This is a genomic window from Cellulomonas composti, assembly GCF_007990245.1.
GTDB classification, from domain to species: Bacteria; Actinomycetota; Actinomycetes; order Actinomycetales; family Cellulomonadaceae; genus Cellulomonas; species Cellulomonas composti.
This window is the reverse complement of record NZ_BJWG01000001.1, coordinates 217752-239222: the sequence shown is the minus strand read 5'-3', so window position 1 is coordinate 239222 and position 21471 is coordinate 217752. Positions and strand designations below refer to the sequence as shown.

At 72.9% G+C, this 21471-nt stretch carries 25 protein-coding genes; 18 read left to right on the top strand and 7 right to left on the bottom strand.

Going from position 1 to position 21471, the window contains the following annotated elements; genetic code table 11:
- Positions 1-68: 68 nt before the first annotated feature.
- The gene (locus CCO02nite_RS01080; RefSeq protein ID WP_146841139.1) at positions 69-1820 is read right to left on the bottom strand and encodes a DEAD/DEAH box helicase; all 1752 of its coding nucleotides are present in this window, start codon (positions 1818-1820) and stop codon (positions 69-71) included.
- A gap of 275 nt (positions 1821-2095) precedes the next feature.
- Positions 2096-2509 carry a CoA-binding protein gene (locus CCO02nite_RS01075; protein WP_146841137.1) on the bottom strand — a complete coding sequence of 138 codons (414 nt, stop codon included), beginning with the start codon at positions 2507-2509 and terminating at the stop codon, positions 2096-2098.
- A gap of 99 nt (positions 2510-2608) precedes the next feature.
- On the opposite strand from CCO02nite_RS01075, the gene clsA reads away from it, so the two are divergent.
- The 8 genes from clsA to CCO02nite_RS01035 all read left to right on the top strand — a co-directional run bounded on the left by clsA (position 2609) and on the right by CCO02nite_RS01035 (position 8254).
- Positions 2609-3205, top strand: a complete 597-nt coding sequence (clsA, locus tag CCO02nite_RS01070) for a cardiolipin synthase ClsA (protein WP_246117253.1) — start codon at positions 2609-2611, stop codon at positions 3203-3205.
- A complete protein-coding gene (locus tag CCO02nite_RS01065; RefSeq protein ID WP_246117252.1) occupies positions 3202-4191 on the top strand; it encodes a DUF881 domain-containing protein in 990 nt (329 codons plus the stop codon). The genes clsA and CCO02nite_RS01065 overlap by 4 nt, the downstream gene beginning before the upstream one ends.
- Positions 4188-4520, top strand: a complete 333-nt coding sequence (locus tag CCO02nite_RS01060) for a small basic family protein (protein ID WP_146841133.1) — start codon at positions 4188-4190, stop codon at positions 4518-4520. The genes CCO02nite_RS01065 and CCO02nite_RS01060 overlap by 4 nt, the downstream gene beginning before the upstream one ends.
- A gap of 4 nt (positions 4521-4524) precedes the next feature.
- Entirely contained in the window at positions 4525-5514 is a 990-nt protein-coding gene (locus CCO02nite_RS01055) for a DUF881 domain-containing protein (RefSeq protein WP_146841132.1), read from the top strand.
- 146 nt (positions 5515-5660) lie between these two features.
- The gene (locus CCO02nite_RS01050; RefSeq protein ID WP_146841130.1) at positions 5661-6116 is read left to right on the top strand and encodes an FHA domain-containing protein; all 456 of its coding nucleotides are present in this window, start codon (positions 5661-5663) and stop codon (positions 6114-6116) included.
- Between the two features lie 37 nt (positions 6117-6153).
- On the top strand, positions 6154-6936 hold the full coding sequence (gene ftsR, locus CCO02nite_RS01045) for a transcriptional regulator FtsR (RefSeq protein ID WP_146841129.1): 783 nt from the start codon (positions 6154-6156) through the stop codon (positions 6934-6936).
- Between the two features lie 34 nt (positions 6937-6970).
- Positions 6971-7522 carry a bifunctional nuclease family protein gene (locus tag CCO02nite_RS01040; protein WP_246117251.1) on the top strand — a complete coding sequence of 184 codons (552 nt, stop codon included), beginning with the start codon at positions 6971-6973 and terminating at the stop codon, positions 7520-7522.
- A 141-nt stretch (positions 7523-7663) separates the two neighbouring features.
- Positions 7664-8254, top strand: a complete 591-nt coding sequence (locus tag CCO02nite_RS01035) for a MerR family transcriptional regulator (protein ID WP_146841127.1) — start codon at positions 7664-7666, stop codon at positions 8252-8254.
- Between the two features lie 28 nt (positions 8255-8282).
- Here the strand turns inward: CCO02nite_RS01035 and CCO02nite_RS01030 are convergent, their stop codons facing one another.
- Positions 8283-9047: a ParA family protein gene (locus CCO02nite_RS01030; protein WP_146841125.1), complete on the bottom strand. Its 765-nt coding sequence runs from the start codon at positions 9045-9047 to the stop codon at positions 8283-8285.
- A 122-nt stretch (positions 9048-9169) separates the two neighbouring features.
- On the opposite strand from CCO02nite_RS01030, the gene CCO02nite_RS01025 reads away from it, so the two are divergent.
- The 3 genes from CCO02nite_RS01025 to CCO02nite_RS01015 all read left to right on the top strand — a co-directional run bounded on the left by CCO02nite_RS01025 (position 9170) and on the right by CCO02nite_RS01015 (position 11095).
- On the top strand, positions 9170-9943 hold the full coding sequence (locus CCO02nite_RS01025) for an MBL fold metallo-hydrolase (RefSeq protein ID WP_146841124.1): 774 nt from the start codon (positions 9170-9172) through the stop codon (positions 9941-9943).
- 105 nt (positions 9944-10048) lie between these two features.
- Complete coding sequence (locus tag CCO02nite_RS01020; RefSeq protein WP_146841122.1) at positions 10049-10531, top strand: GNAT family N-acetyltransferase; 483 nt, start codon at positions 10049-10051, stop codon at positions 10529-10531.
- Positions 10532-10606: 75 nt separating this feature from the next.
- Positions 10607-11095, top strand: a complete 489-nt coding sequence (locus tag CCO02nite_RS01015) for a GNAT family N-acetyltransferase (protein WP_146841120.1) — start codon at positions 10607-10609, stop codon at positions 11093-11095.
- Here the strand turns inward: CCO02nite_RS01015 and CCO02nite_RS01010 are convergent.
- Genes CCO02nite_RS01010 through CCO02nite_RS01000 form a run of 3 tightly spaced genes read right to left on the bottom strand, consistent with a single transcriptional unit; the run spans position 11088 to position 14375 of the window.
- Complete coding sequence (locus tag CCO02nite_RS01010) at positions 11088-13481, bottom strand: ATP-binding cassette domain-containing protein (protein WP_146841118.1); 2394 nt, start codon at positions 13479-13481, stop codon at positions 11088-11090. The genes CCO02nite_RS01015 and CCO02nite_RS01010 overlap by 8 nt on opposite strands.
- Before the next feature lie 31 nt (positions 13482-13512).
- Positions 13513-13923 (bottom strand): VOC family protein, encoded by a 411-nt coding sequence (locus tag CCO02nite_RS01005; protein WP_146841116.1) that lies wholly within the window; start codon positions 13921-13923, stop codon positions 13513-13515.
- A gap of 5 nt (positions 13924-13928) precedes the next feature.
- Positions 13929-14375, bottom strand: coding sequence for a helix-turn-helix transcriptional regulator (locus tag CCO02nite_RS01000; protein ID WP_246117250.1), 447 nt, complete (start codon positions 14373-14375; stop codon positions 13929-13931).
- A gap of 90 nt (positions 14376-14465) precedes the next feature.
- Between CCO02nite_RS01000 and CCO02nite_RS00995 the strand changes: the two genes are divergently transcribed.
- The 6 genes from CCO02nite_RS00995 to CCO02nite_RS00970 all read left to right on the top strand — a co-directional run bounded on the left by CCO02nite_RS00995 (position 14466) and on the right by CCO02nite_RS00970 (position 19949).
- Positions 14466-15101 (top strand): SRPBCC family protein, encoded by a 636-nt coding sequence (locus CCO02nite_RS00995; protein WP_246117249.1) that lies wholly within the window; start codon positions 14466-14468, stop codon positions 15099-15101.
- Between the two features lie 51 nt (positions 15102-15152).
- Positions 15153-15767 carry a DUF4166 domain-containing protein gene (locus tag CCO02nite_RS00990; protein ID WP_186812536.1) on the top strand — a complete coding sequence of 205 codons (615 nt, stop codon included), beginning with the start codon at positions 15153-15155 and terminating at the stop codon, positions 15765-15767.
- A gap of 74 nt (positions 15768-15841) precedes the next feature.
- Positions 15842-16276 carry a helix-turn-helix domain-containing protein gene (locus tag CCO02nite_RS00985; protein ID WP_371862455.1) on the top strand — a complete coding sequence of 145 codons (435 nt, stop codon included), beginning with the start codon at positions 15842-15844 and terminating at the stop codon, positions 16274-16276.
- A gap of 48 nt (positions 16277-16324) precedes the next feature.
- Positions 16325-16735, top strand: a complete 411-nt coding sequence (locus CCO02nite_RS00980) for a VOC family protein (RefSeq protein WP_146841114.1) — start codon at positions 16325-16327, stop codon at positions 16733-16735.
- A gap of 95 nt (positions 16736-16830) precedes the next feature.
- The gene (locus CCO02nite_RS00975) at positions 16831-19086 is read left to right on the top strand and encodes an LLM class flavin-dependent oxidoreductase (protein ID WP_146841112.1); all 2256 of its coding nucleotides are present in this window, start codon (positions 16831-16833) and stop codon (positions 19084-19086) included.
- Between the two features lie 110 nt (positions 19087-19196).
- Positions 19197-19949, top strand: a complete 753-nt coding sequence (locus CCO02nite_RS00970; RefSeq protein ID WP_146841111.1) for a hypothetical protein — start codon at positions 19197-19199, stop codon at positions 19947-19949.
- Positions 19950-19993: 44 nt separating this feature from the next.
- On the opposite strand, the gene CCO02nite_RS00965 is transcribed toward CCO02nite_RS00970, so the two are convergent.
- Positions 19994-20941: an aldo/keto reductase gene (locus CCO02nite_RS00965; protein ID WP_146841455.1), complete on the bottom strand. Its 948-nt coding sequence runs from the start codon at positions 20939-20941 to the stop codon at positions 19994-19996.
- A gap of 172 nt (positions 20942-21113) precedes the next feature.
- On the opposite strand from CCO02nite_RS00965, the gene CCO02nite_RS00960 reads away from it, so the two are divergent.
- Entirely contained in the window at positions 21114-21458 is a 345-nt protein-coding gene (locus tag CCO02nite_RS00960; protein ID WP_146841110.1) for an RNA polymerase-binding protein RbpA, read from the top strand.
- Positions 21459-21471 lie beyond the last annotated feature (13 nt).

Here is a 21471-nt window from a genome sequence, read left to right as displayed (position 1 = left end):
CCGCCGCGCGTGGGCGCGGGCGGGCTCCGGTCGGGGCGGTTCTGTGCGACGTGCGCGTCGCGGGACGGTCAGCGGCGGTGCGGCGCCGGGGCGTACGTGCCGCGGCTCGCGCCGTGACCCGGGCGCGGACCCTGGTCCAGGCGGATGTGCAGGGGTCGACCGGCCACGCGCGTCCGTGAGAGCCGCTCGATGGCCGCCGGGGTCAGGCCGCCCGGGATGTCGACGAGCGAGAAGCTCCCGAAGATGTCGATCTTGCCGACGTCCTTGCCGGTGAGGCCGCCCTCGCCGGTCAGTGCGCCGACCAGCGCGCCGGGCTGCACACCGTCGCGGTGACCGACGGCCACGCGCCAGCGCGGCGGACCGCCCGCGATGTGCGTGTTGGTCCGACGACGTTCACGCGGCTGGTCGTCGTCCTCGCGGTGCCGCGTGCGCTCGGCGGGCAGGTGGGCGCGCGCGAGCGCGTCGTCGAGGTCGTCGCCGGTGCGCGGCTCGGGCCCCTCGTCGCCGACCGCGAGCGCGAGAAGCGCCAGGAGCAAGTCGTCGGAACCCTGGTCAGGGTGCTCGGCGAGGTACGCGTCCAGTGCGCCGCGGTAGACGTCGAGGCGGCCCTTGGCGGCCCGCTCCGGCACCCGCGCGAGCAGCGTGCGTACCCGGTGCGCGCTGACCTGCGCGGGGCTGGGGATCTCGACCTGCACGAGCTGCGTGCGGATGGTGCGCTCGATCTGGCGCAGCCGCGGCTGCTCGGCGGGCGTGACGAACGTGAGCGCGATGCCCTCACGCCCGGCCCGGCCGGTGCGGCCGACACGGTGCACGTACGTCTCGGGCTCGCGCGGCACGTCGACGTTCACGACGAGCCCGATGCGGTCGACGTCGAGCCCACGGGCCGCGACGTCGGTCGCGACCAGCACGTCGAGCGCACCCGAGCGCAGGCGCTCGACGATCTTCTCCCGCTCGCCCTGAGCGACGTCGCCGGAGATGTAGGCGGCGGAGACGCCCTTCTCGACGAGCGCGCTGCCGAGCTCCTCGGCCGCGCCGCGGGTCCGCACGAACACGATCGCGGCATCCGCCTCGGTCACCGCGAGGACGCGCGCGAGCGCACCGGCCTTGTGCCGGTGGGGGACCACGGAGTAGGTCTGGCGGACCGTCGTGACGGTGGACGACTGGCGCGCGACGGTCACCTCGACCGGGTTGACCAGGTGCTGCTCGGCCACCCGGCGGATCGCGGGCGGCATCGTCGCGGAGAACAGCGCGACCTGACGGCTCGACGGGACCCGCTCGAGGACCTTGTCGACCTCCTCGGCGAAGCCCATGCGCAGCATCTCGTCGGCCTCGTCGAGCACCAGGAAGCGAACCTGGTCGAGCTTGAGCGTGCCGCGCTCGAGGTGGTCGATCACGCGGCCGGGCGTGCCGACGACGACCTGCGCACCGCGCGCCAGGGCGCGCTGCTGGGGCAGGTAGGGCGCGCCGCCGTACACGGCGAGCACGTCGAGCCCGGGCAGGTGGGTCGCGAACGAGGAGATCGCGTCGGCGACCTGCATCGCGAGCTCACGCGTCGGGGCCAGGACGATCGCCTGCACGGCGCCGATCGCCGGGTCGACGGCCGCGAGCAGCGGCAGACCGAATGCGGCGGTCTTGCCGGTGCCGGTCTGCGCCACGCCGACGAGGTCGCGACCCGCGAGGAGCACGGGGACGGCCTGCGACTGGATCTGGGAGGGGATGGTGAAGCCGAGGTCCGCGATCGCGCTGCTGAGCGCGGCGGGGAGGTTCAGGTCGTCGAACGACCCGACCTTGTCGGGAGCGGGCGTGCTGGAAGAGCTCATGGCAGGGGGACCTGTCTGAAGTCGGGTGGGAGCCCTGAACCGGCACCGGGACGGCACGCGGCAGGTCGCACCCCGACACCACGGTGGCCTCAGCCACCCAGTCGACCAGTTCCATTGGCGCGCCGCTGCACCGGCTCCTGGCCGGCGCCCGGGCGCCCACAGGGGACGCGACGAACTCCACTATCGCCGGTGATCTTACCGGCCGAGGCGGTGGATCGGGGTGCGTGCGGCGCGATCGTCGCGGTGACGTCGCGCACACGCGGTTCGGCCGCGGGTCAGACGAGGCCGCGCCGCGATCCCTCGATCGCCGGGCACGCGTCCATCACGACGTCCAGGCCCGCCGCCTGCGCGCGCTGCGCCGCGGCCTCGTCGACGACGTCGAGCTGCAGCCAGACCGCGCGGGCACCGATCGCGATCGCCTGGTCGACGACGTCGCCGGCGAGGCGCGCGTTGACGAACACGTCGACCACGTCCACGGGCCCGACGACGTCGGCGAGGGTCGCGACGCCCGGCTCGCCGTGCACCGTCGGCGCCGCGGGGTGCACGGGCACGATCTGCTTGCCGATGCGCTGCAGGTACGCGGCGACGCCGTACGCGGCGCGCGCGGAGTTCGTCGAGAGCCCTACGACGGCCCAGCGCCCTGGTTCCCGCAGCAGCCGGTCGATCACGTCGGGGTCGTTGGAGTGCACAGGGCCACCATGCCACGGCGCATAGGATCGGGCCGTCGCGATCGCTCGCGACCATGCAGGCGAGAGTCGGGCTCGGGTCAGGTGCGAGGCGGGGTGACGGTGACGGAGCAGGCTCAGGACGACGCGGTCAGCACCCGGATCCTGACCGTGCCCAACCTGATCTCGTTCGCGCGGCTCGCGATGGTGCCGGTGTTCGGGGTGCTGATCGCCACAGGCCGCGACGGCTGGGCGGTGGTCGTGCTCGCCCTCTCCGGAGCGAGCGACTGGCTGGACGGCGTGCTCGCGCGGCGGCTGCACCAGGTCTCGCGGCTCGGGCAGCTGCTCGACCCGGCGGCCGACCGCCTGTTCATCCTCGTCACGCTCGTCGGCCTCGCGTGGCGCGGGGTCGTGCCGTGGTGGTTGCTCGTCGTGATCCTCGCGCGTGACGTGGTGCTCGGACTCATGCTGATCGTGCTGCGCCGCGCGGGCTATCCGCCCCCGCAGGTGCACCTGGCCGGCAAGGCCGGCACGTTCATGCTGCTGTACGCGTTCCCGCTGCTGCTGCTCGGCGGATGGGACTCGTGGGTCGGCACGCTGGCGCAGATCGCCGGCTGGGCGTTCGCGCTCTGGGGCGTCGGGCTGTACTGGTTCTCGGGCGTGCTCTACCTGCGGCAGGCGGCGGGCCTGCTGCGCCGGCGCGAGGGGGAGCCGGCGTGACCCAGCGGCACGGTCAGACGGGACCCCCGCGGCCGCCCGACGCCTCGATGACGCTGCTCACCGAGTTCTACCGCCGCCCGCTCGACCCGGGCTACGCCGAGGCGGCCCGCCGCCGGGCCGCGGGGCAGGCTCCTCGCCGCACGCCCGCCGGCGTCGTCGCGACCGCCGTCGTGGCTCTCGCACTCGGACTGGTCGTCGCGGCCGCGACGCTCGCGCTGCGGCAGCCTGCGGGCGCGGCGCAGCACGCGCGCGACGTGCTCGAGTCCTCGATCGAGCAACGCACCGCCGAGGTCGCCGACCTGCAGGGCCAGGCCGACGACCTGAGCGCGCACGTCGCCGCGCTCCAGCAGGCGCTCGTCGGGCCGGGGGAGTCGGCGCTGCAGGACCAGCTCGCCGCCGGTGCGGTCGAGGCCGGCTCGGTCGACGTCACCGGCAAGGGCCTGCGTGTCGTTCTGACCGACGCCCCACCCGACGCCGACGGCGAGGTCGACGAGGACTCCCGGGTCCAGGACATCGACCTGCAGGTGCTCGTCAACGGCCTGTGGGCGGCCGGTGCCGAGGCGATCGCGATCAACGACCAGCGACTGACGGCCACGACCGCGATCCGCGCGGCGGGCAGCGCCGTGCTCGTCGACCTCGTCCCGCTGTCGAGCCCGTACGAGGTCGACGTCATCGGCGACCCCGTGACCATGCAGACCGACCTCGCGCGTTCGACCGCGGGACAGCACCTCGCGACCCTGCGCAGCACGTTCGGCATCGGCGTCGACATCTCGTCGGAGGGATCGCTCGTGCTGCCGGGTGCCGGTGCGGTGGTCCTGCACCACGCGACCGTGCCCGACGACGCGCTGCCCGACGCCCTGCGGGAACCGGCCGCCTCGCCCACCCCGGACACCACCCTGGACACCCCCGCGAGTCCCACCGGTGCCGATCCCACCGCCACGGGTGCGACAATCGCGGCGGACCATGCCGGAGGGGGATTGTCGTGATCGCGGTCATCGGGCTCGTCGTCGGGGTCGTCGCGGGCCTCGTGCTGCAGCCGACGGTGCCGGCCGAGCTGCAGCCCTACCTGCCCATCGCGGTCGTCGCGGCGCTCGACGCCATCTTCGGCGGCGTGCGCGCGATGCTGGACGGCATCTTCGACGACCGGGTGTTCCTCATCTCGTTCCTCTCGAACGTGATCGTCGCCGCGCTCATCGTCTTCCTGGGCGACCAGCTCGGGGTCGGCACCCAGCTGTCGACCGCCGTCGTCGTCGTGCTCGGGATCCGCATCTTCTCGAACGCCGCGTCCATCCGGCGGCACCTGTTCAAGGCATGACCCGATGACCGAATCCGACGACCGCGCCCCGGAGGACCTCGACGAGCTCGAGTCGCAGCAGCATGCGCCGGATGCGATCGGGCACGACGAGGCAGACGTCGATGCGGCCGGGCCCGAGCTCGTCGAGCCCGAGGTCGTCGAACCTGAGGTCGAAGCCGAAGTCGTCGAACCCGAAGTCGTCGAACCCGAGGTCGCAGAGCCCGAGGTCGTAGAGCCCGAGAACACGGGCTCTCCCGGGCCCGAGGCCGGCGGTGCGGTGATCGCGGGGCGCGACGACGGGTGGGTGGTTCTCGGACGTGCCCTGCGGCCGAGAGCGACGCGCGCCCAGCTCCTGGCGGGTCTGCTGTGCGCGGCGCTCGGGTTCGCGGTCGTCGTGCAGGTCCGTCAGACCGACGAGTCGACGCTGTCCTCGCTGCGCCAGGAGGACCTCGTGCGCATCCTGGACGAGACGACCGAGCGCGGCGACGCGCTGCGCGAGGAGATCACGGACCTGCGAGGCGAGCTCGACGAGCTGGTGTCCGGCTCGGACCGGCAGCAGGCCGCGCTCGACGCGCTGCGGCGCAGTGCCGTGACCCAGGGCATCCTGTCCGGGCGGTTGCCTGCCGAGGGGCCGGGCGTGCGGGTCGACGTCGTGGACCCCGACGGCGGCCTCGAGCCGATCACGATGCTCAACCTGCTCGAGGAGCTGCGCAACGCCGGCGCCGAGGCGATCCAGCTCGGCGACCAGCGGGTCACGGCGAGCTCGGCGTTCACCGGGTCGCGCGGACACCTCCAGCTCGACGGGCAGGAGCTGTCCTCGCCGTACACCTGGTACGCGATCGGGGACTCGCAGACGCTGTCGATCGCGCTGCAGATCCCCGGCGGCGCACTCGCGACGGTCCGCGGCGACGGCGCGACGGGTGCCGTGACGGCGCTCGACAAGGTCGAGATCACCGCAGTGCGCGACCTGCCGGACCCGCAGTACGCGTCCGCCGTCACGCCGTCGGGCGAGTGAACCGGACGTTTCACCCACTCGGTCCACCGCGTGCGGCGACTTCGCCCGCGGCACGCGCAGGCTGGGGTGTGCGCGGGCCGTAGGTCCGCATAGGGTGGGCAGAACGGCACGCGCGGGCGCGCCGGGGACCTTGTGCAGGAGGGGCGATGACGAGCGACGACGAGGCCGCCTACAGCCCTGGCCCCGAGACGACCATCAACTTCGGCCAGCTCGCCCCGGTGGAGATCGAGTCCGGCGCCCCCGTCGGCCTGACGCCCGACGAGTCGGCGGCCGTGCACGCTCTTCCGCCCACGTCCGCGCTGCTCGTGATGCAGCGCGGTCCGTCGGCCGGTGCGCGTTTCCTGCTCGACGCCGACCGTACGGTCGCGGGCCGTTCGACGCGCGCGGACATCTTCCTCGACGACGTCACGGTCTCCCGCAAGCACGCCGAGTTCGTGCGCGAGGGGACGCAGTTCGTCGTGCGGGACATCGGCTCGCTGAACGGGACCTACGTCAACCGCGCGCGCATCGACCAGATCGTGCTGCGCTCGGGCGACGAGGTGCAGATCGGGAAGTACCGGCTGACCTTCCACCCGAGCCCGCACCGCGAGCCGGCCGAATGACGGGGACGACCCTCCCGGTCGACCGCAGGGGAACGGCATGAGCGCTCGTGACCTTCGGGCCGCCTCGGAACTGCCCGACGAGCCGGAGGAGGCTGCTGCCGTCCCCGGCGGTGCCGTCGAGCCTTGGCCGCGGGGGATCTCGCGGCGCGCGAGCATGCGCATCTCCGACGTGCTCGGCACGCTGCAGCTCGAGTTCCCGGCGGTGACGCCCTCCAAGCTGCGCTTCCTCGAGGAGCAGGGCCTGGTCGGGCCGGTGCGCACGCCGGCCGGTTACCGGCAGTACTCACCGGCGGACGTCGAGCGGCTGCGCTTCGTGCTGCGCCTGCAACGCGACCGCTACATGCCGCTCAAGGTGATCGGAGAACGCCTCGCGGCGCTCGACGCGGGGGAGGAGGACGAGCCCGCTTCCAAGGCGCGGCTGGTCGCCTCGGGCGGCGAGGTGCACCGTACGCAGGAGCGGCTCTCGGCGGACGCGCTCGCGCGCGAGGCGGGCGTCGAGCCCGAGCTGGTGGACCGGCTCGTCGAGGCCGGGGTGCTTGCGCCGCGGCCGGGCGGGTCGTTCGACCCGTGGGCGCGCGAGGTCGTCGCGGCCGCCGGGGCGCTGGCGGAGCACGGCATCGACGTGCGTCACCTGCGCCAGTTCCGTACGGCCGCCGAGCGGCAGGTGGACCTCGTCGAGCAGGTGGTCGCCCCGCTGCGCGGCCAGCGCAGCGCGTCGTCGCGTGCGCACGCCGCGACGCTGGCGGCCGAGGTCGGGGAGCTGTGCGCCCGGATGCACACCGCGCTCGTGCGGGCCGCGGTCGCCGACGTCGCTCCCTAGCGCGGACCCAGGCTCGGATGCGTAGCGTGGACCTGTGACCGACGAGCGGCTCGTGCAGGTGGAGGTCCTCGGCGTGCGCCAGCACCAGGCCTCCGACGAGATCGTCGTGCTCCTGCTCGATGCGATCAGCGAGCTCGTGGTGCCGATCCTCATCGGGCCGGTCGAGGCCGGCGCGATCGTCGCGGCTCAGGAGGGAGTGGTCCCGCCGCGACCGATGACGCACGACTTGCTCTGCGAGGTCATCCGAGCCGAGGGCGACACGTTGCGTCGCGTCGTGATCACGAGCCTCGAGGACGGCGTGTTCCATGCCGAGCTGGAGCTCGGCAACGGCGCGCACGTCGACTCCCGCGCGTCGGACGCGATCGCGGTCGCGCTACGACTGGGGGCGCCTGTCCTGTGCTCCGCCGAGGTCGTCGCGGACGCCGGTGTGCAGGTCGAGCCCGTGATCGTCGAGGAACCTGAGGAGATGGACGTCGAGGCGTTCCGCGAGTTCCTGGACCAGGTGCAGCCCGAGGACTTCGAGACCGAGCCTCCCGCCGCCGGCGATGCCGCGGGCGAGGGCGACGAGGACGAACCTTCACCCTGAGGTCGAACCTCAGACTCGCCGGGTGCGACACGCCCGCAGCGTCGTTGCGCTGGGTGCCCGGCACGCCTAGCGTGGCAGCAGACGACGGCGCGACGGTGTTCAACCGGTTCCGCGGCCGGAACGCGACCTGTGGAGGACCCCGTGGCCAACGAGAGCGCCGAGAACGCTACCGGCATCCCGCAGCGCGCTCAGGGCCTCCTCTTCGACGACGACCTGCCCGACCTTGACGTCACGACCGGCTACCGCGGTCCCACCGCGTGCCGGGCCGCCGGCATCACCTACCGCCAGCTCGACTACTGGGCCCGCACGGGTCTGGTGGAGCCGACGGTGCGCCCCGCGACGGGCTCCGGCACGCAGCGGTTGTACTCGTTCCGCGACATCCTGGTGCTCAAGGTCGTCAAGCGGCTGCTCGACACGGGCGTCTCGCTGCAGCAGATCCGCACGGCCGTCAGCCACCTGCGCGAGCGGGGGGTCGACGACCTGGCACAGATCACGCTGATGTCCGACGGCGCCTCGGTCTACGAGTGCACGTCCGCCGACGAGGTCATCGACCTCGTGCAGGGCGGTCAGGGCGTCTTCGGCATCGCGGTCGGCCGGGTCTGGCGTGAGGTCGAGGGCACACTCGCCGAGCTGCCCACGGAGCGTGCCGACGAGGGTGCCGAGGCGCCCGCGGTCGCGAACGACGCACAGGACGAGCTGGCGCTGCGGCGTCGCGCCCGCACCGCAGGCTGACCTTCAGCTCGGGCGGCCGGTCGTCGGGTCAGCGCCGGGGCGCGCGCAGCGCCCGGTCCAGCAGCTGGTCGAAGGTGCGCGAGAGCTCTGCCGCCGCGGCACCCGGCCATGCGTGCACCGGTTGGGCCGCGCCCTGCGCCTGCTGCAACGCGGCGCGCTCGGGCACGAACGGGGACAGGACCAGCGGCCCGTAGAGGTTCTGCAGCTCCTCGAGCCGGTACGCCTGCTCGAGCGAGCGCGCCCGCACCCGGTTGATCGCGATGCCGAGCGGCTGCAGCGACACGGCCGGGCCACGGCGCAGCTCGTCGATCGTGCGCATCGCGCGGCCGACGGCCATCACGGCGAACAGCCCGGGCTCGGTCACGACCATCGCGCGGTCGCACGCCGTCAGGCCCGTCCGGGTCAGACCACCGAGCGAGGGCGGGCAGTCGACCAGCACGAGGTCGTAGGCCTGCACCCACGACAACGCGAACCGCAGGCGGTCGACGTCATGGTCGTCGAGTCGGTCGTGCAGGGCGCTGCGCTCGGAGCCGGCGAGCACGTCCAGGCCCTCGTCGGCCCACGAGCTGGGCACGGTCGCCGCACGCACGCTCGCCTCGCCCGGCTCATCGAGCACGCCGGCGACGTCACCGGCGATCGGTCGCACGCCGAGCGCCATCGTCGCGTCACCCTGCGGGTCGAGGTCGACGACGAGCGTGCGGACACCACGCTCCAGCGCCGCCGACGCGAGGCCGAGCGTCACCGAGGTCTTGCCGACCCCGCCTTTGAGGCTGCACACACCGAGCACGAGCACGCGGCCACCGTACCGGCTCGGACGGCCCGGCGAGGCATCGCGCCAGGTCGACGGCACCGAGTCCGTCCCGTCCGCGTGGGGTCGAGGTGCGTTGTCCGGGCAGGCCGGAGCAAGATGGCGCCATGACGACGATGACCTGGTGGGGGCACTCCTGCGTACGGCTCGACGGACCCGGGGGAGCCCTGGTGATCGACCCGGGTGCGTTCTCGGACTCGGCGTCCGCGTTGGCGGGTGCCGAGGCGATCCTCGTCACCCACGAGCACGTCGACCACGTCGACGTGGAGCCGGTCGCCGCGGCCGTCACGGGTGGAGCAAGGCTGTGGTCCACCGCCGCGGTCGTCGAGCTCGTCGCCGCCGCGGGAGCGCCCGCCGACCGGCTCACGGTCGTTGCCTCAGGCGACACGATCGACGTCGCGGGGTTCACCGTCCGGGTGATGGGGGAGCGGCACGCCGTCGTGCACGCCGATGTGCCGGGAATCGCGAACGTCGGCTACCTCGTCGGCGGCATGCTCCACCCGGGCGACGGGTTCGCCGCCGTCTCGGCGGACGTGGACCTGTTGCTCGTCCCGGTCTCGGGGCCGTGGCTGCGGCTGGGGGAGGCGATCGACTGGGCGCGGTCCGTGGCGCCGCGACGTGTGATGCCGATCCACGACGGTTTGCTGAACGAGCGCGGCCAGGCGCTGTCCCGCCGCCTGCTGGCCCTGGCGGGCGGCGAGCTCGTGACACCCGCCGTCGGCGAACGCGTCGCCCTGCCGGGCACCCACGACCCGCACGACGACGTCCCGGAGCTCGAGTACGACGAGACGGTGCCGCCCCGCCCCGAGGAGGAGATCGCCGACGTGGCCCGCAGCGTCCCCGACCCGCAGGGGCACGGGGGAGCGCCCTCGTCGGACTGAGAGCACGTCCGCGTCCGGCGAGTGACGAAGGCAACTGTGCAAGTCAGCGCGTCACTCGGGCGTGGTGTGCAGGACGCGCACCGGGCGATAGGGCATCCTGTGGGCGTGCAGATCACGCGCGCAGGTGAGGACGACTGGACGCAGGTCCGAGAGGCGCGCCTACGTGCGCTGCGCGAGGACCCGACGGCCTTCGGCTCATCCATCGCGCGCGAGGAGCGTTTCAAGGAGTCGCACTGGCGCATGCGCGTGCGCACCGTGCCCACGTGGCTCGCGATCGACGACGACGGGATCGTGCGGGGCCTGGTCTCGATGCTCCAGGAGCCGGGTTCACCGGTCGACGACAGGCACATCGTGAGTCTGTGGGTCGCGCCCGAGTCGCGGCGGATCGGCGTCGGCTGGAACTTGCTCGACGCGGCCAAACGCGCCGCCCGCGCGGAGGGTGTGCGGACGATGTCGCTGTGGCTCGTCGACGGCAACAACGCCGCCGGCGACCTGTACGTCCGCTCCGGCTTCACCCGCACCGGCGAGCGCATGGCCCTGCCGCGCGACCCGGACATCACCGAGGAGCGCTACGTCCTCACGCTGTAGTCGCTCGCGGGGGGAGATCCGCGGCGATCACCGTCCGACGCCGGCTGCGGCCGCCGACGTCGGTAGATTGTCATAATGCACATTATCGGCGCACAACCGGTACGTGTTGCATCTGATGTGGGAGCGGTATCAGTTGCCGCTCCAACTGACCGTCGTGAGCCGCCGGTCGGCCGCGGCTCCTCTAGCAAGCGTCGCGAGCACTTCTGGACAGCGGTCATCGCGGATGAGCGGTACCGCGACCGGGTCTCGGCTGTCGCCGAGGTGGACGGCACGATCGTCGGTCTCGCGCTGGCCGGTCCGCCGTCCGACGAGGATGCCGCGTGGGCGCAGCAGCTGTACGCGCTGTACACGTACGTGGCGTACCACGGCTCGGGCGCCGGATCGGCGCTGCTGGCTGCGGTGCTGGATCCGCGGGCGTCGGCGGGCCTGTGGGTCGCCGACCCGAACCCGCGCGCCCAGGCGTTCTACCGCAAGCACGGCTTCGTGCCCGACGGCACCACGAAGGTCGATCACGGCGTCCACGAGCTCCGCATGGTCCGCCCGGGCGCCCCCGGGATCACGTAGGCGCGACGTAGGTCGCGAGGTGCTGGGCCGTGAGGGTCGAGCCGGCCGCGATCAGGTCTGCCGGGGTGCCCTCGAAGACGATGCGACCGCCGTCGTGGCCGGCGCCGGGACCGAGGTCGATGATCCAGTCGGCGTGCGCCATCACGGCCTGGTGATGCTCGATCACGATCACCGACTTGCCCGAGTCAACCAGTCGGTCCAGCAGGCCGAGGAGCTGCTCGACGTCGGCCAGGTGCAGGCCCGTCGTCGGCTCGTCGAGGATGTAGACCCCGCCCGGCTCCCCCATCCGGGTCGCGAGCTTGAGGCGCTGCCGCTCGCCGCCGGACAACGTCGTCAGCGGCTGGCCGAGGCTGAGGTACCCGAGGCCCACGTCGGCGAGGCGGGCGAGGATCGCGGACGCCGCGGGTGTGCGCCCCTCCCCCGCCGCGAAGAACTCCGCGGCCTCCGTGACGCTCATCGCGAGCACCTGGGCGATGTCCTTGCCGCCGAGGTGGTACTCGAGCACCGCGGCCTGGAACCGCTTGCCCTCGCACTCCTCGCACATCGTCGACACGACGTCCATGAACCCGAGCTCGGTGAAGATCACGCCCGCGCCGTTGCACACCGGGCAGGCGCCCTCGGAGTTGGCGCTGAACAGGGCCGGCTTGACGCCGTTCGCCTTGGCGAACGCCTTACGGATCGGCTCCAGCAGCCCGGTGTAGGTCGCGGGGTTGCTGCGGCGCGAACCGCGGATCGCACCCTGGTCGATCGTCACCACCTCGTCGCGCCGCGCCAGCGAGCCGTGGATCAGCGAGCTCTTGCCCGAGCCCGCGACACCGGTGACGACGACGAGCACGCCCAGCGGCACGTCCACGTCGACGTCGCGCAGGTTGTGCGTGCTCGCGCCGCGGATCTCCACGTGGCCGGACGGCGTACGCAAGTCCGGCTTGAGCCGGGCACGGTCGTCCAGGTGGCGGCCGGTGAGCGTGCCGGACGCGCGCAGCTCGTCGAGCGTCCCCTCGAAGCAGATCGTGCCGCCGGCGGCGCCGGCGCCGGGACCGAGGTCGACGACGTGGTCCGCGATCGCGATCGTCTCGGGCTTGTGCTCCACGACGAGCACGGTGTTCCCCTTGTCGCGCAGTGCCACGAGCAGCTCGTTCATGCGCGCGATGTCGTGCGGGTGCAGCCCGATCGTCGGCTCGTCGAACACGTACGTCACATCCGTGAGCGCGGAACCGAGGTGCCGGATGAGCTTGGTGCGCTGCGCCTCTCCCCCGGACAGGGTCCCCGAGGGGCGGTCCAGCGACAGGTAGCCGAGCCCGATCTGGGTGAACGAGTCGAGCGTGTGCCGCAGGTTCGCCAGCACGGGCGCGACCGACGGCTCGTCGAGCCCGCGTACCCACTGCGCGAGGTCGCTGATCTGCATCGCGCATGCATCCGCGATGCTGATGCCCGCGACCTTCGACGAGCGCGCCGGCGCGTTGAGCCGCGTCCCGTCGCACTCTGGGCACGTCGTGAACGTCACCGCACGCTCGACGAACGCGCGGATGTGCGGCTGCATCGCCTCCTTGTCCTTGGACAGCATCGACTTGGTGATCTTCGGCACCAGGCCCTCGTAGGTCATGTTGGCGCCGCCCATCGGCACCTTCGTCGGCTCCTTGTAGAGGAAGTCGTCGCGCTCGCGCTTCGTGTACTCGCCGATCGGCTTGTCCGGGTCGAGGAAGCCCGACTCCATGAACAGCCGCACGTACCAGCCGTCCGGCGTGTAGCCCGGGACGGTGATCGCGCCCTCGGCGAGCGACTTCGACTCGTCGACGATCTGCGTGAGGTCGATGTCGTTGACGCGACCGGTGCCGTCGCAGCGCGGGCACATGCCTCCGAGCTGCGTGAACGTCACCCGCTCGGCCTTCTGGTTGCCGCGCTCGATCGTGCGGGCGCCGCTGGCGTGCACGGTCGGCACGTTGAACGAGAACGCGTTCGACGTGCCGATGTGCGGCTGGCCGAGGCGGCTGAAGAGGATGCGCAGCAGGGCGTTGACGTCCGTGACCGTGCCGAGCGTCGAGCGCGGGTTGGCGCCCAGCCGCTCCTGGTCGACGACGATCGCGGTGGTCAGGCCCTCGAGCGCGTCGACGTCGGGCCGCGCCAGGCTGGGCATGAACCCCTGCAGGAACGCGCTGTACGTCTCGTTGATCATGCGCTGCGACTCGGCGGCGATCGTGCCGAACACCAAGGAGCTCTTGCCGGAACCCGAGACGCCCGTGAACACGGTCAGGCGCCGCTTCGGCAGCTCGAGCGAGACGTCCTTCAGGTTGTTCTCACGAGCACCCTGCACGCGGATCAGGTCGTGCGCGTCGGCGCGGTGGGGCGCTCCGGGCGCATCGGTCTGCGTGCTCGTCGTCGTGTTCACAGGCGATCCCGTCCGTCGATCAGGCGGTTGGTCAGGTGGTCTGGTTGATGCGCAGCAGGTTGCCGGTCGGGTCCCGGAACGCGCAGTCGCGCACACCGTACGGCTGGTCGGTCGGCTCCTGAACCACCTCGGCGCCGCTCGCCGCGAGCTTCTCGAACGTCGCGTCGAGGTCGTCGGTGGCCAGGGTCAGCGAGGCGTAGGTCCCCTTGGCGATGAGCTCGAGGATCGTGCGGCGCTCGTCGTCGGTGATGCCCGGGTCGGCGGCCGGCGGGTGCAGGACGATCGACGTCTGCGGCTGGCCGGCCGGGCCGACCGTGAGCCACCGCATGCCGCCGTAGCCGACGTCGTTGCGCAGCTCGAAGCCCAGGGTGTCGCGGTAGAACGCCAGCGCGGCGTCCGCGTCCGTGTGCGGCAGGAAGGCGTAGTGGATGGTGATGTTCATGGGCGTCACGTTAGGCGCGCCCGGTCGGGGCGTGCTTCTCGATTCCTGACGGGTCGCGTGACCTGCCTGGTGACGCACGACGGCATCTCCGGAGCGCCCGACGCCGACAGTCGCCGATAGGTGCTCGGGGGCACGCCCACCAGCTCGGTGAAGCGCGTGCTGAACGTGCCCAGCGACGAGCACCCGACCGCGAAGCACACCTCGGTCACGCTCAGGTCCCCCCGCCGCAGCAGCGCCATCGCCCGTTCGATCCGCCGCGTCATCAGGTAGGAGTACGGCGACTCGCCGTAGGCCCGTTTGAACTCGCGGCTCAGGTGCCCGGCGGACATGTGCACACCGCGCGCCAACGCCTCCACGTCCAGCGGCCGGGCGTACTCGCGGTCCATCCGGTCCCGCACGCGCCGCAGGCGCGCGAGATCCCGCAGCCGCTGCTCGTCGACGTCCCCGCTCACCCCGGCGATGCTGCCACGTCCCTCCGACACGGCGCAGCCCGGGCGGGAGTCGTAGCGGTAGGTGCGGGCGCCGCCCCCTACCCTGGGCCCGTGGCGAGCCGCGGGATCTACGTCGAGACGCACGTCAGGGCGCCGCTCGACGTCGTGTGGGCGCGCACGCAGGACCCGGTGCAGCACGTGCGCTGGGACGTGCGGTTCTCGCGCATCGTCCCGGAGGTGCCCGACGACGACGGTGCCGCGCGCTTCACCTACGAACGGCGGGTGCCGCTGCGCACCGTCCGCGGCGACGGCATCAGCATCGGTGAGCAGGCCCGCCCCGACGGTACCCGCACGTCCGCGCTGCGGTTCGCGACCGCCGACCGCTGGTCCCCGATCCGCTCCGGGCGCGGCTACTGGCGCTACGTCCCGGACGGCGCCGGCGTCCGCTTCATCACCGGCTACGACTTCGCCCCCGGCTGGGGTTCGCTGCTGGACCGCGTCGCACGCCCGGCGCTGGGCTGGGCGACCGCCTGGAGCTTCGACCGGTTGCGCATCTGGGCGGAGCGCGACGAACCGCCCGAGCGATGGCCCCTGCGCAGCGTGCTGTGGTTCTGGCGGCCGGAGCGACCGCGTGCGTCGCGCTGCTTGCGCGCCCCGCGCGGCGGTCGTCGTCGCGACGACCACCTGCTGGATGCGCCCACGACGCTCGACGCGCTCGCCGCACCCCACGCGGAGCGGGCGCCGTGAGCTCGATCTTCCAGGAGGCGATGGGCGCCGGAGTTCGAGCGCCTGCACCCGATGATGCAGCGGCGGTTCTCGGTCGGGCTCGACTCCGCCGTGGCGTGCGTCGGGCGCGGCGTGATGACCTCGGTGCGTCGCGGCCCCTGGTGGACGGTGCCGTTCGTGCAGCTCGGTCGGCTGCGCAACATCCTGGTCCCGGACGTCGGCACGGACATCCCCTTCGTGATCGAGAACTACCCGTACACCGACCCACTGGGCCGCGAGACGGTCACCTTCGTGCGCTCCTACGACTTTCTTGGTCACGCCCGCCGGTTCGACGCGACGATGATCCGCAGCGAGCGCGGCGTCGTCGACTACCTCGGCACGCACCAGCACCTCGCGGTCGACCTGGACCTGCACGTCGACGACGAGGGCGGTCTCGTGCTGACCACCGGCGCGCAGCGCTTCTACGAGGGTCCGATCGCGTTCCGCTTCCCGATGATCGGCAGCGGGCGCGCGGTGCTGCGCGAGCGGTACGACGAGGAGGCACAGGTCTTCCAGGTCGACCTCGAGGTCCGCAACCACAGGTTCGGATTCCTGTTCGGCTACCGCGGCTGGTTCACGTGCGAGTGGGTGCCGGCCGACGACGCTCCGGCGCGTCTCAAGCCCCGCCGGCACGAGCGGCGCACCTGAGTCGGCCCCCCGCGCACGACAGCGCGGTCACCGCGTTCCTCCTCGCCGCCGGCGCCGGGCGTTAGCGTGACGACGTGGGTGCCGCGCAGGAGGACGTGAACCGGCGGCTGCTGCGTGCTCGGGACGCGATGGACCGGCGATACGCCGACCCGCTCGACGTCGCGGCGCTCGCGCGGATCGCGTACATGTCCACGTCGCACTTCGCGCGCGAGTTCCACCGTGTCTTCGGCGAGACCCCTCACCGGTACCTGCAGCGACGTCGCATCGAGCGGGCGATGTTCCTGCTGCGGACCACCGACGCAGCCGTGACCGAGGTCTGCGTCCTCGTCGGGTTCACGTCGTTGGGGACGTTCAGCCGCCGGTTCACGGAGGTGGTCGGATGCTCCCCCACGGAGTTCCGCTCGGTGACCGAGGGCGTGCCGATGCCCACGTCAGGGTCGTTCGCGATGCGCTGGGGCAGGCCGAGCAGTTTCGGAGAAGCGCGCGCGGGGCTCGAGCACCTAGCGTGACGAGCGCCGGGCACGACCGGCGACACCCACGACGATCCTGGAGCCGTCATGCTGCTGCGCAACAACATCTCGTCGATCTTCGTCCTCGACCAGGACCAGGCACTCGACTTCTACGTCGGCCTGCTCGGGCTCGAGGTCAGCGCGGACCTGAACTTCGGTCCGATGCGCTGGCTCACCGTGCGCGTCCCCGGTGACGCCAAGGAGATCCTGCTCGAGCGGCCCGGCGCCCCGGCGATCGACGACGCCACGGCCGAGCAGGTCCGCGAGCTGGTCACCAAGGGCGCGGGCGGCGGGTGGTTGGCGTTCACGACCGACGACGTCGACGGCACCTTCGAGCGGCTCGAGGCGGCGGGCGTGGACGTCACGCAGGAGCCCACCGATCAGCCGTACGGCCGCGACTTCGGCATCCGGGACCCGTTCGGCAACCACCTGCGCATCGGCAGCGTGTACGCCGGCTGAGTCCTCCGAGGACGCAGCGCGTCCGGGGCCGGAACAGGGGGTGCCGCCTCGGGGTTGTCGTCACTGGCGCATGACGACAGCAGAGGAACCCCCACATGCCTGACTACGGCCACGAGATCCAGCTCGGCACGTTCCTGACCCCCTCGGCGGCCGACCCGCGACGGGTCGTCGCGCTCGCGCAGGCCAGCGAGGACGCCGGGCTGGACCTCGTGACGTTCCAGGACCACCCCTACCAGCCGCGTTTCCTCGACACGTGGACGCTGCTGACCTGGGTCGCGGCCGCGACCGCACGCGTCACGCTCGCGGGCAACGTGCTCAACCTGCCGTTGCGCCAGCCCGCGGTGCTCGCCAAGGCCGCCGCGAGCCTGGACCTGCTCTCGGGCGGGCGGGTCGCGCTCGGGCTCGGCGCGGGTGCGTTCTGGGACGCGATCGAGGCCATGGGCGCGCCGCGCCTGTCCCCCGGCGACGCCGTGACCGCTCTCGACGAGGCGATCGCCGTGATCCGCGGGTTGTGGGACGACGACGAGCGCGGCGTGCTCAGCGCCGGCGGCCGGTTCCACGCGGTTCACGGCGCCAAGCGCGGGCCGGCGCCCGCGCACGACGTGCCGATCTGGGTCGGCGCCTACAAGCCCCGCATGCTCGAGCTCGTCGGCCGCACCGCCGACGGCTGGCTGCCGAGCCTCGGCTATCTCCAGATCGCCGACGCGGCCGCCGCGAACGCGCGGATCGACGAGGCGGCGCTCGCCGCCGGCCGCGACCCGGGCGAGATCCTCCGTCTGCTCAACGTCGGCTCCGGCACGTTCTCCGCGTCGTCGTCGGGCTTCCTGCAGGGCCCGCCGGAGCAGTGGGTCGACGACCTGCTGCCCCTCGTCCTGGACGAGGGCTTCTCGACGTTCGTGCTCGGTTCCGACGACGAGACGACGATCACGCGCTTCGGCGAGGAGGTCGCACCCGCACTGCGTGAGGCCGTGGCTCAGGCGCGGCGGGAGTCGGGCACGACGACCGGGACCGTTCGTCCGGCGGCGTCGCTGGCCGCGCGTACGCCGGGGCTGGACTACGACGCCGTGCCCGACGAGCTGCGCGGACGTGCCGTCGAACCCGGCGACCGGGCCTACCGGGACGTCCGTTCGACCTACGTGTGGCCCGGCTCCCCCGCGCTCGTGCTGCGGCCCGCCGACGCCGAGCAGGTCGGCGCCGCGGTGCGGTACGCCCGCACGCAGGACGTGCCGCTCGCGGTGCGTTCAGGCGGGCACGGACTGGCGGGCCGGGCGACGAACGACGGCGGGATCGTCGTCGCGCTCGAGGCCCTGTCCGGGATCGAGGTGCTCGACGAGTCTCGACGCCTGGTGCGGATCGGCGCGGGCGCCCGCTGGGGTGACGTCGCCGCCGCGCTCTCACCGCGTGGCTGGGCGATCAGCTCGGGCGACATGGGCGACGTCGGCGTCGGCGGCCTGGTCACGGCCGGCGGGCAGGGGCTGCTCGGCCGTGCGCACGGCCTCACGCTCGACCACGTCGTCGGTGCCGAGGTCGTCCTGGCGGACGGCTCGGTGGTCCGGGCCACGCCCGACAAGCACGCGGACCTGCTCTGGGCCGTGCGCGGTGCCGGGTCGCACGTCGGGGTGGTCACGTCCGTCGACATCGAGGCCGCTCCCGTCGGCGACGTCGTGTTCGTCGTCGTCGTGCAGGACGCGAGCGAACCGGAGCGCCTCATGACGCGCTGGGCGCGGCACGTCGAGGCCGCGCCGCGCGATCTGACCAGCTTCCTGACGTTCGCACCCGCGCGTGCCACGCAGCCGGCGGTCGCCTACTCGATGAGCGTGTGGGCGGACGACGACACCGAGGCGGCGGTCGCGGCGATCGAGCCGATCCTCACGCTGGCGCCCGTGCTGCAGCAGCAGGCGCAGCTCGTCCCGTACGCAGCGGTGGTGCCGGCGGCGCACGCGCGACACTCCGCGCAGGCCACACCGGCGTTCCGGGGCGGGCTCGTCGAGCACGTCACGGACCGCGTCGCGCAGGTGCTCGGCGGCCTCGTGCGGCACGGGCTGGCCGACATGACGCAGCTGCGCGCGGTCGGAGGCGCCGTCAACGACGTCCCTGCCGACGCCACCGCGTACGCGCACCGCACGCAGGCCTTCTCCCTGCTCGCGACGTCCTCCAGCGGCCGGTCGGCGACGATCGACGGGCACTGGGGCGCGCTGCGCGACGACATCACGGGCGTCTACCGCAGCTTCGACGCGGCCCCGGACCGCCTGGCGCTCGTGTACCCGCCGGCCACGCTCGCCCGGCTCCGGACGATCGCCGCGACCTACGACCCGGACGGCGTGTTCGGACGCGACCTGCCGCTCGCCTGACGAGCACACGAGCGCTCGCGACCCGCCCCCAGCCCGCGACGGACGCGCGCCGCGCACCGTTGCGGTCGGTGCGGCCGCACGGGTCTTCGGGCGCGCAGCAGGGTGGCGGCATGACGACCTCCAGCCGCCTCGGACCGACACCCGACGACGAGCGCCCCCGTGCGATCGACCTGTCCGCCCTGGGCGATCCCCCGACTCGGGCACACACGTTCGACCGGTTGTGCTGGTGCAGGGACGACGCCGGTGCGGACTACCTGCCGCCGTGGTTCGACGACCCGGACGAGCTCGACCGGCTGGATGACGGAGGGTTCTTCGACGGCCGGCTCCTGGATGACCGGCTGATCGATGACGGTGCGTACGACGACGAGGACGACGACGAGGACGACTGGTTCGACGTCGCCGGGCCGGACGACGACCTCGCGGACCTCACCGTGCCCGGGTACCCGTTGCTGACCGACGACGACGTGCTCACCACGCTGCTCGGCCTCGTCGGACCGCGCGACACCCCCATGTCGTTCTGGGGCCTGTTGCTCGACGACGAGCACCGCACCCTTCCGGTCGTGCTGACGTTGCCGCTGCCCGCGATCACCGGCAGTGGACGCGAGCACCACGTGCGCGCCCGCGGGATCTTCCGTCAGCTCCGCTCGGCGCTCGACGCCATGGCGCCGGGCGGGTCGGCCGTGGTCGCGCTCGTGCGCCGCGGCGGTGGCGCGCTCGCACCGCAGGAGCACGCCTGGCTGGAGGTCCTGGCTCCCGCCGCCGACGACTTCCGGGTGCCGATCCGGGCAGCCGCGGTGATCGGTCCGGCGCGCGCTCGAGTCGTACGGCCACGAGCAGGTCGTTCGGGACGCTCGTGGAGGTGAGCCCTGTGCGCGCGAGGTGCGTGCGCGTGCGTCGTCGCGACGTGTCAGGCCGGGCCCGGCGCCGCGTCGTCGATCGCGGCGAGCTGGTCGAGCGTGGGCTCCCAGAGGGTGGCGGTGACGTTCGCGCGCACCTGCTCGGGCGTGCGCGCCCCGGCGATGACGGTCGCGACCGCAGGCTGCGCGGCCAGGCCGCCGAGCGCCACGGTCGGCAGGTCGATCCCCCAGTCGGCGGCCAGTGCACTCAACGCGTCGATGCGGTCGAAGTCCGCCGCGCGCAGCCGGTCCGGCATACGGGTCAGCCGAACGCCGGCGGGCGCCGGCTCGTCGCGCCGGTACTTGCCCGTGAGCAGGCCGGACGCGAGCGGGACGTACGGGATCATGCCGACGCCGACCGCCTCCGTCGCGGGCACGAGCTCACGCTCGGCCGAGCGGTCGAGCAGGTTGTAGCGGTTCTGTGCGGAGACGAACGGGGTCAGCCCGGACGAGCGCGCGGTCCAGTCCGCCTCCACGACCTGCCAGGCGGCGAGGTTCGACGAGCCGACGTAGAGCACCTTGCCCTCGAGCACGAGCTCGTGCAGCGCCGCCAACGTCTCCTCGACGGGTGTGAGTGCATCGGGCGCGTGCAGCTGGTAGAGGTCGATCCGGTCGGTACCCAGGCGCCGCAGCGAACCCTCGACGGCGCGCCGGACGTAGCGCCGCGACCCGCGCGCTCCCCAGTCGGGCCCGTTCAGGCCGCCGGTGTCCATGCCGAACTTGGTCGCCACGACGACCTCGTCGCGCACCGCCCGCAACGCTGCGCCGAGCAGCTCCTCGCTCTGGCCGGGCGTGCCGCCGTAGACGTCGGCCGTGTCGAAGAACGTCACACCGGCGTCGAGCGCGGCCGCGACGAGGCCGGGCACGCCCTCGGGCGCGAGCGTCGCGCCGAAGGTGTTGCACCCCAGCCCGGCGGTGGAGACGGTCAGGCCGGAGTCGCCCAGGCGGCGAAAGGTCATGTCGGGGAGGTTCTCGTCAGGCACATCCGCACCCTAAGCCTCCCCGTCGCTCTCGGCGTGCGTTCACGAACCCTTCACGGGAGGCTGGAACAGTTGAGGGAGCCCCGCCGTTGTGCACGGTGGAACCCCCAGAACTCTCGACGGCCGAAACCCGGCACGGAGGCTGATCTTCATGGCAAACCGGTCCCTGCGCGGCATGCGCATCGGGTCGCAGAGCATGGAGTCCGACGAGGGCGTTGACTTCGCCCCGCGGCTCCAGGCCCACTACGACTGCCCCAACGGGCACACCATCATCCTGCCCTTCTCGATCGAGGCGGACGTCCCGGTGGTGTGGGAGTGCCGGTGCGGCGCCGAGGCGCTGCTGCGCGACGCGTCCAAGCCCGAGGCGAAGGCCACCAAGCCCCCGCGTACGCACTGGGACATGCTGCTCGAGCGCCGCACGATCGGCGAGCTCGAGGAGCTGCTCGACGAACGGCTCGACCTCCTGCGCGCCGGCAAGCTGCGCCGCAGCGCCTGAGCTCCACGCGAGC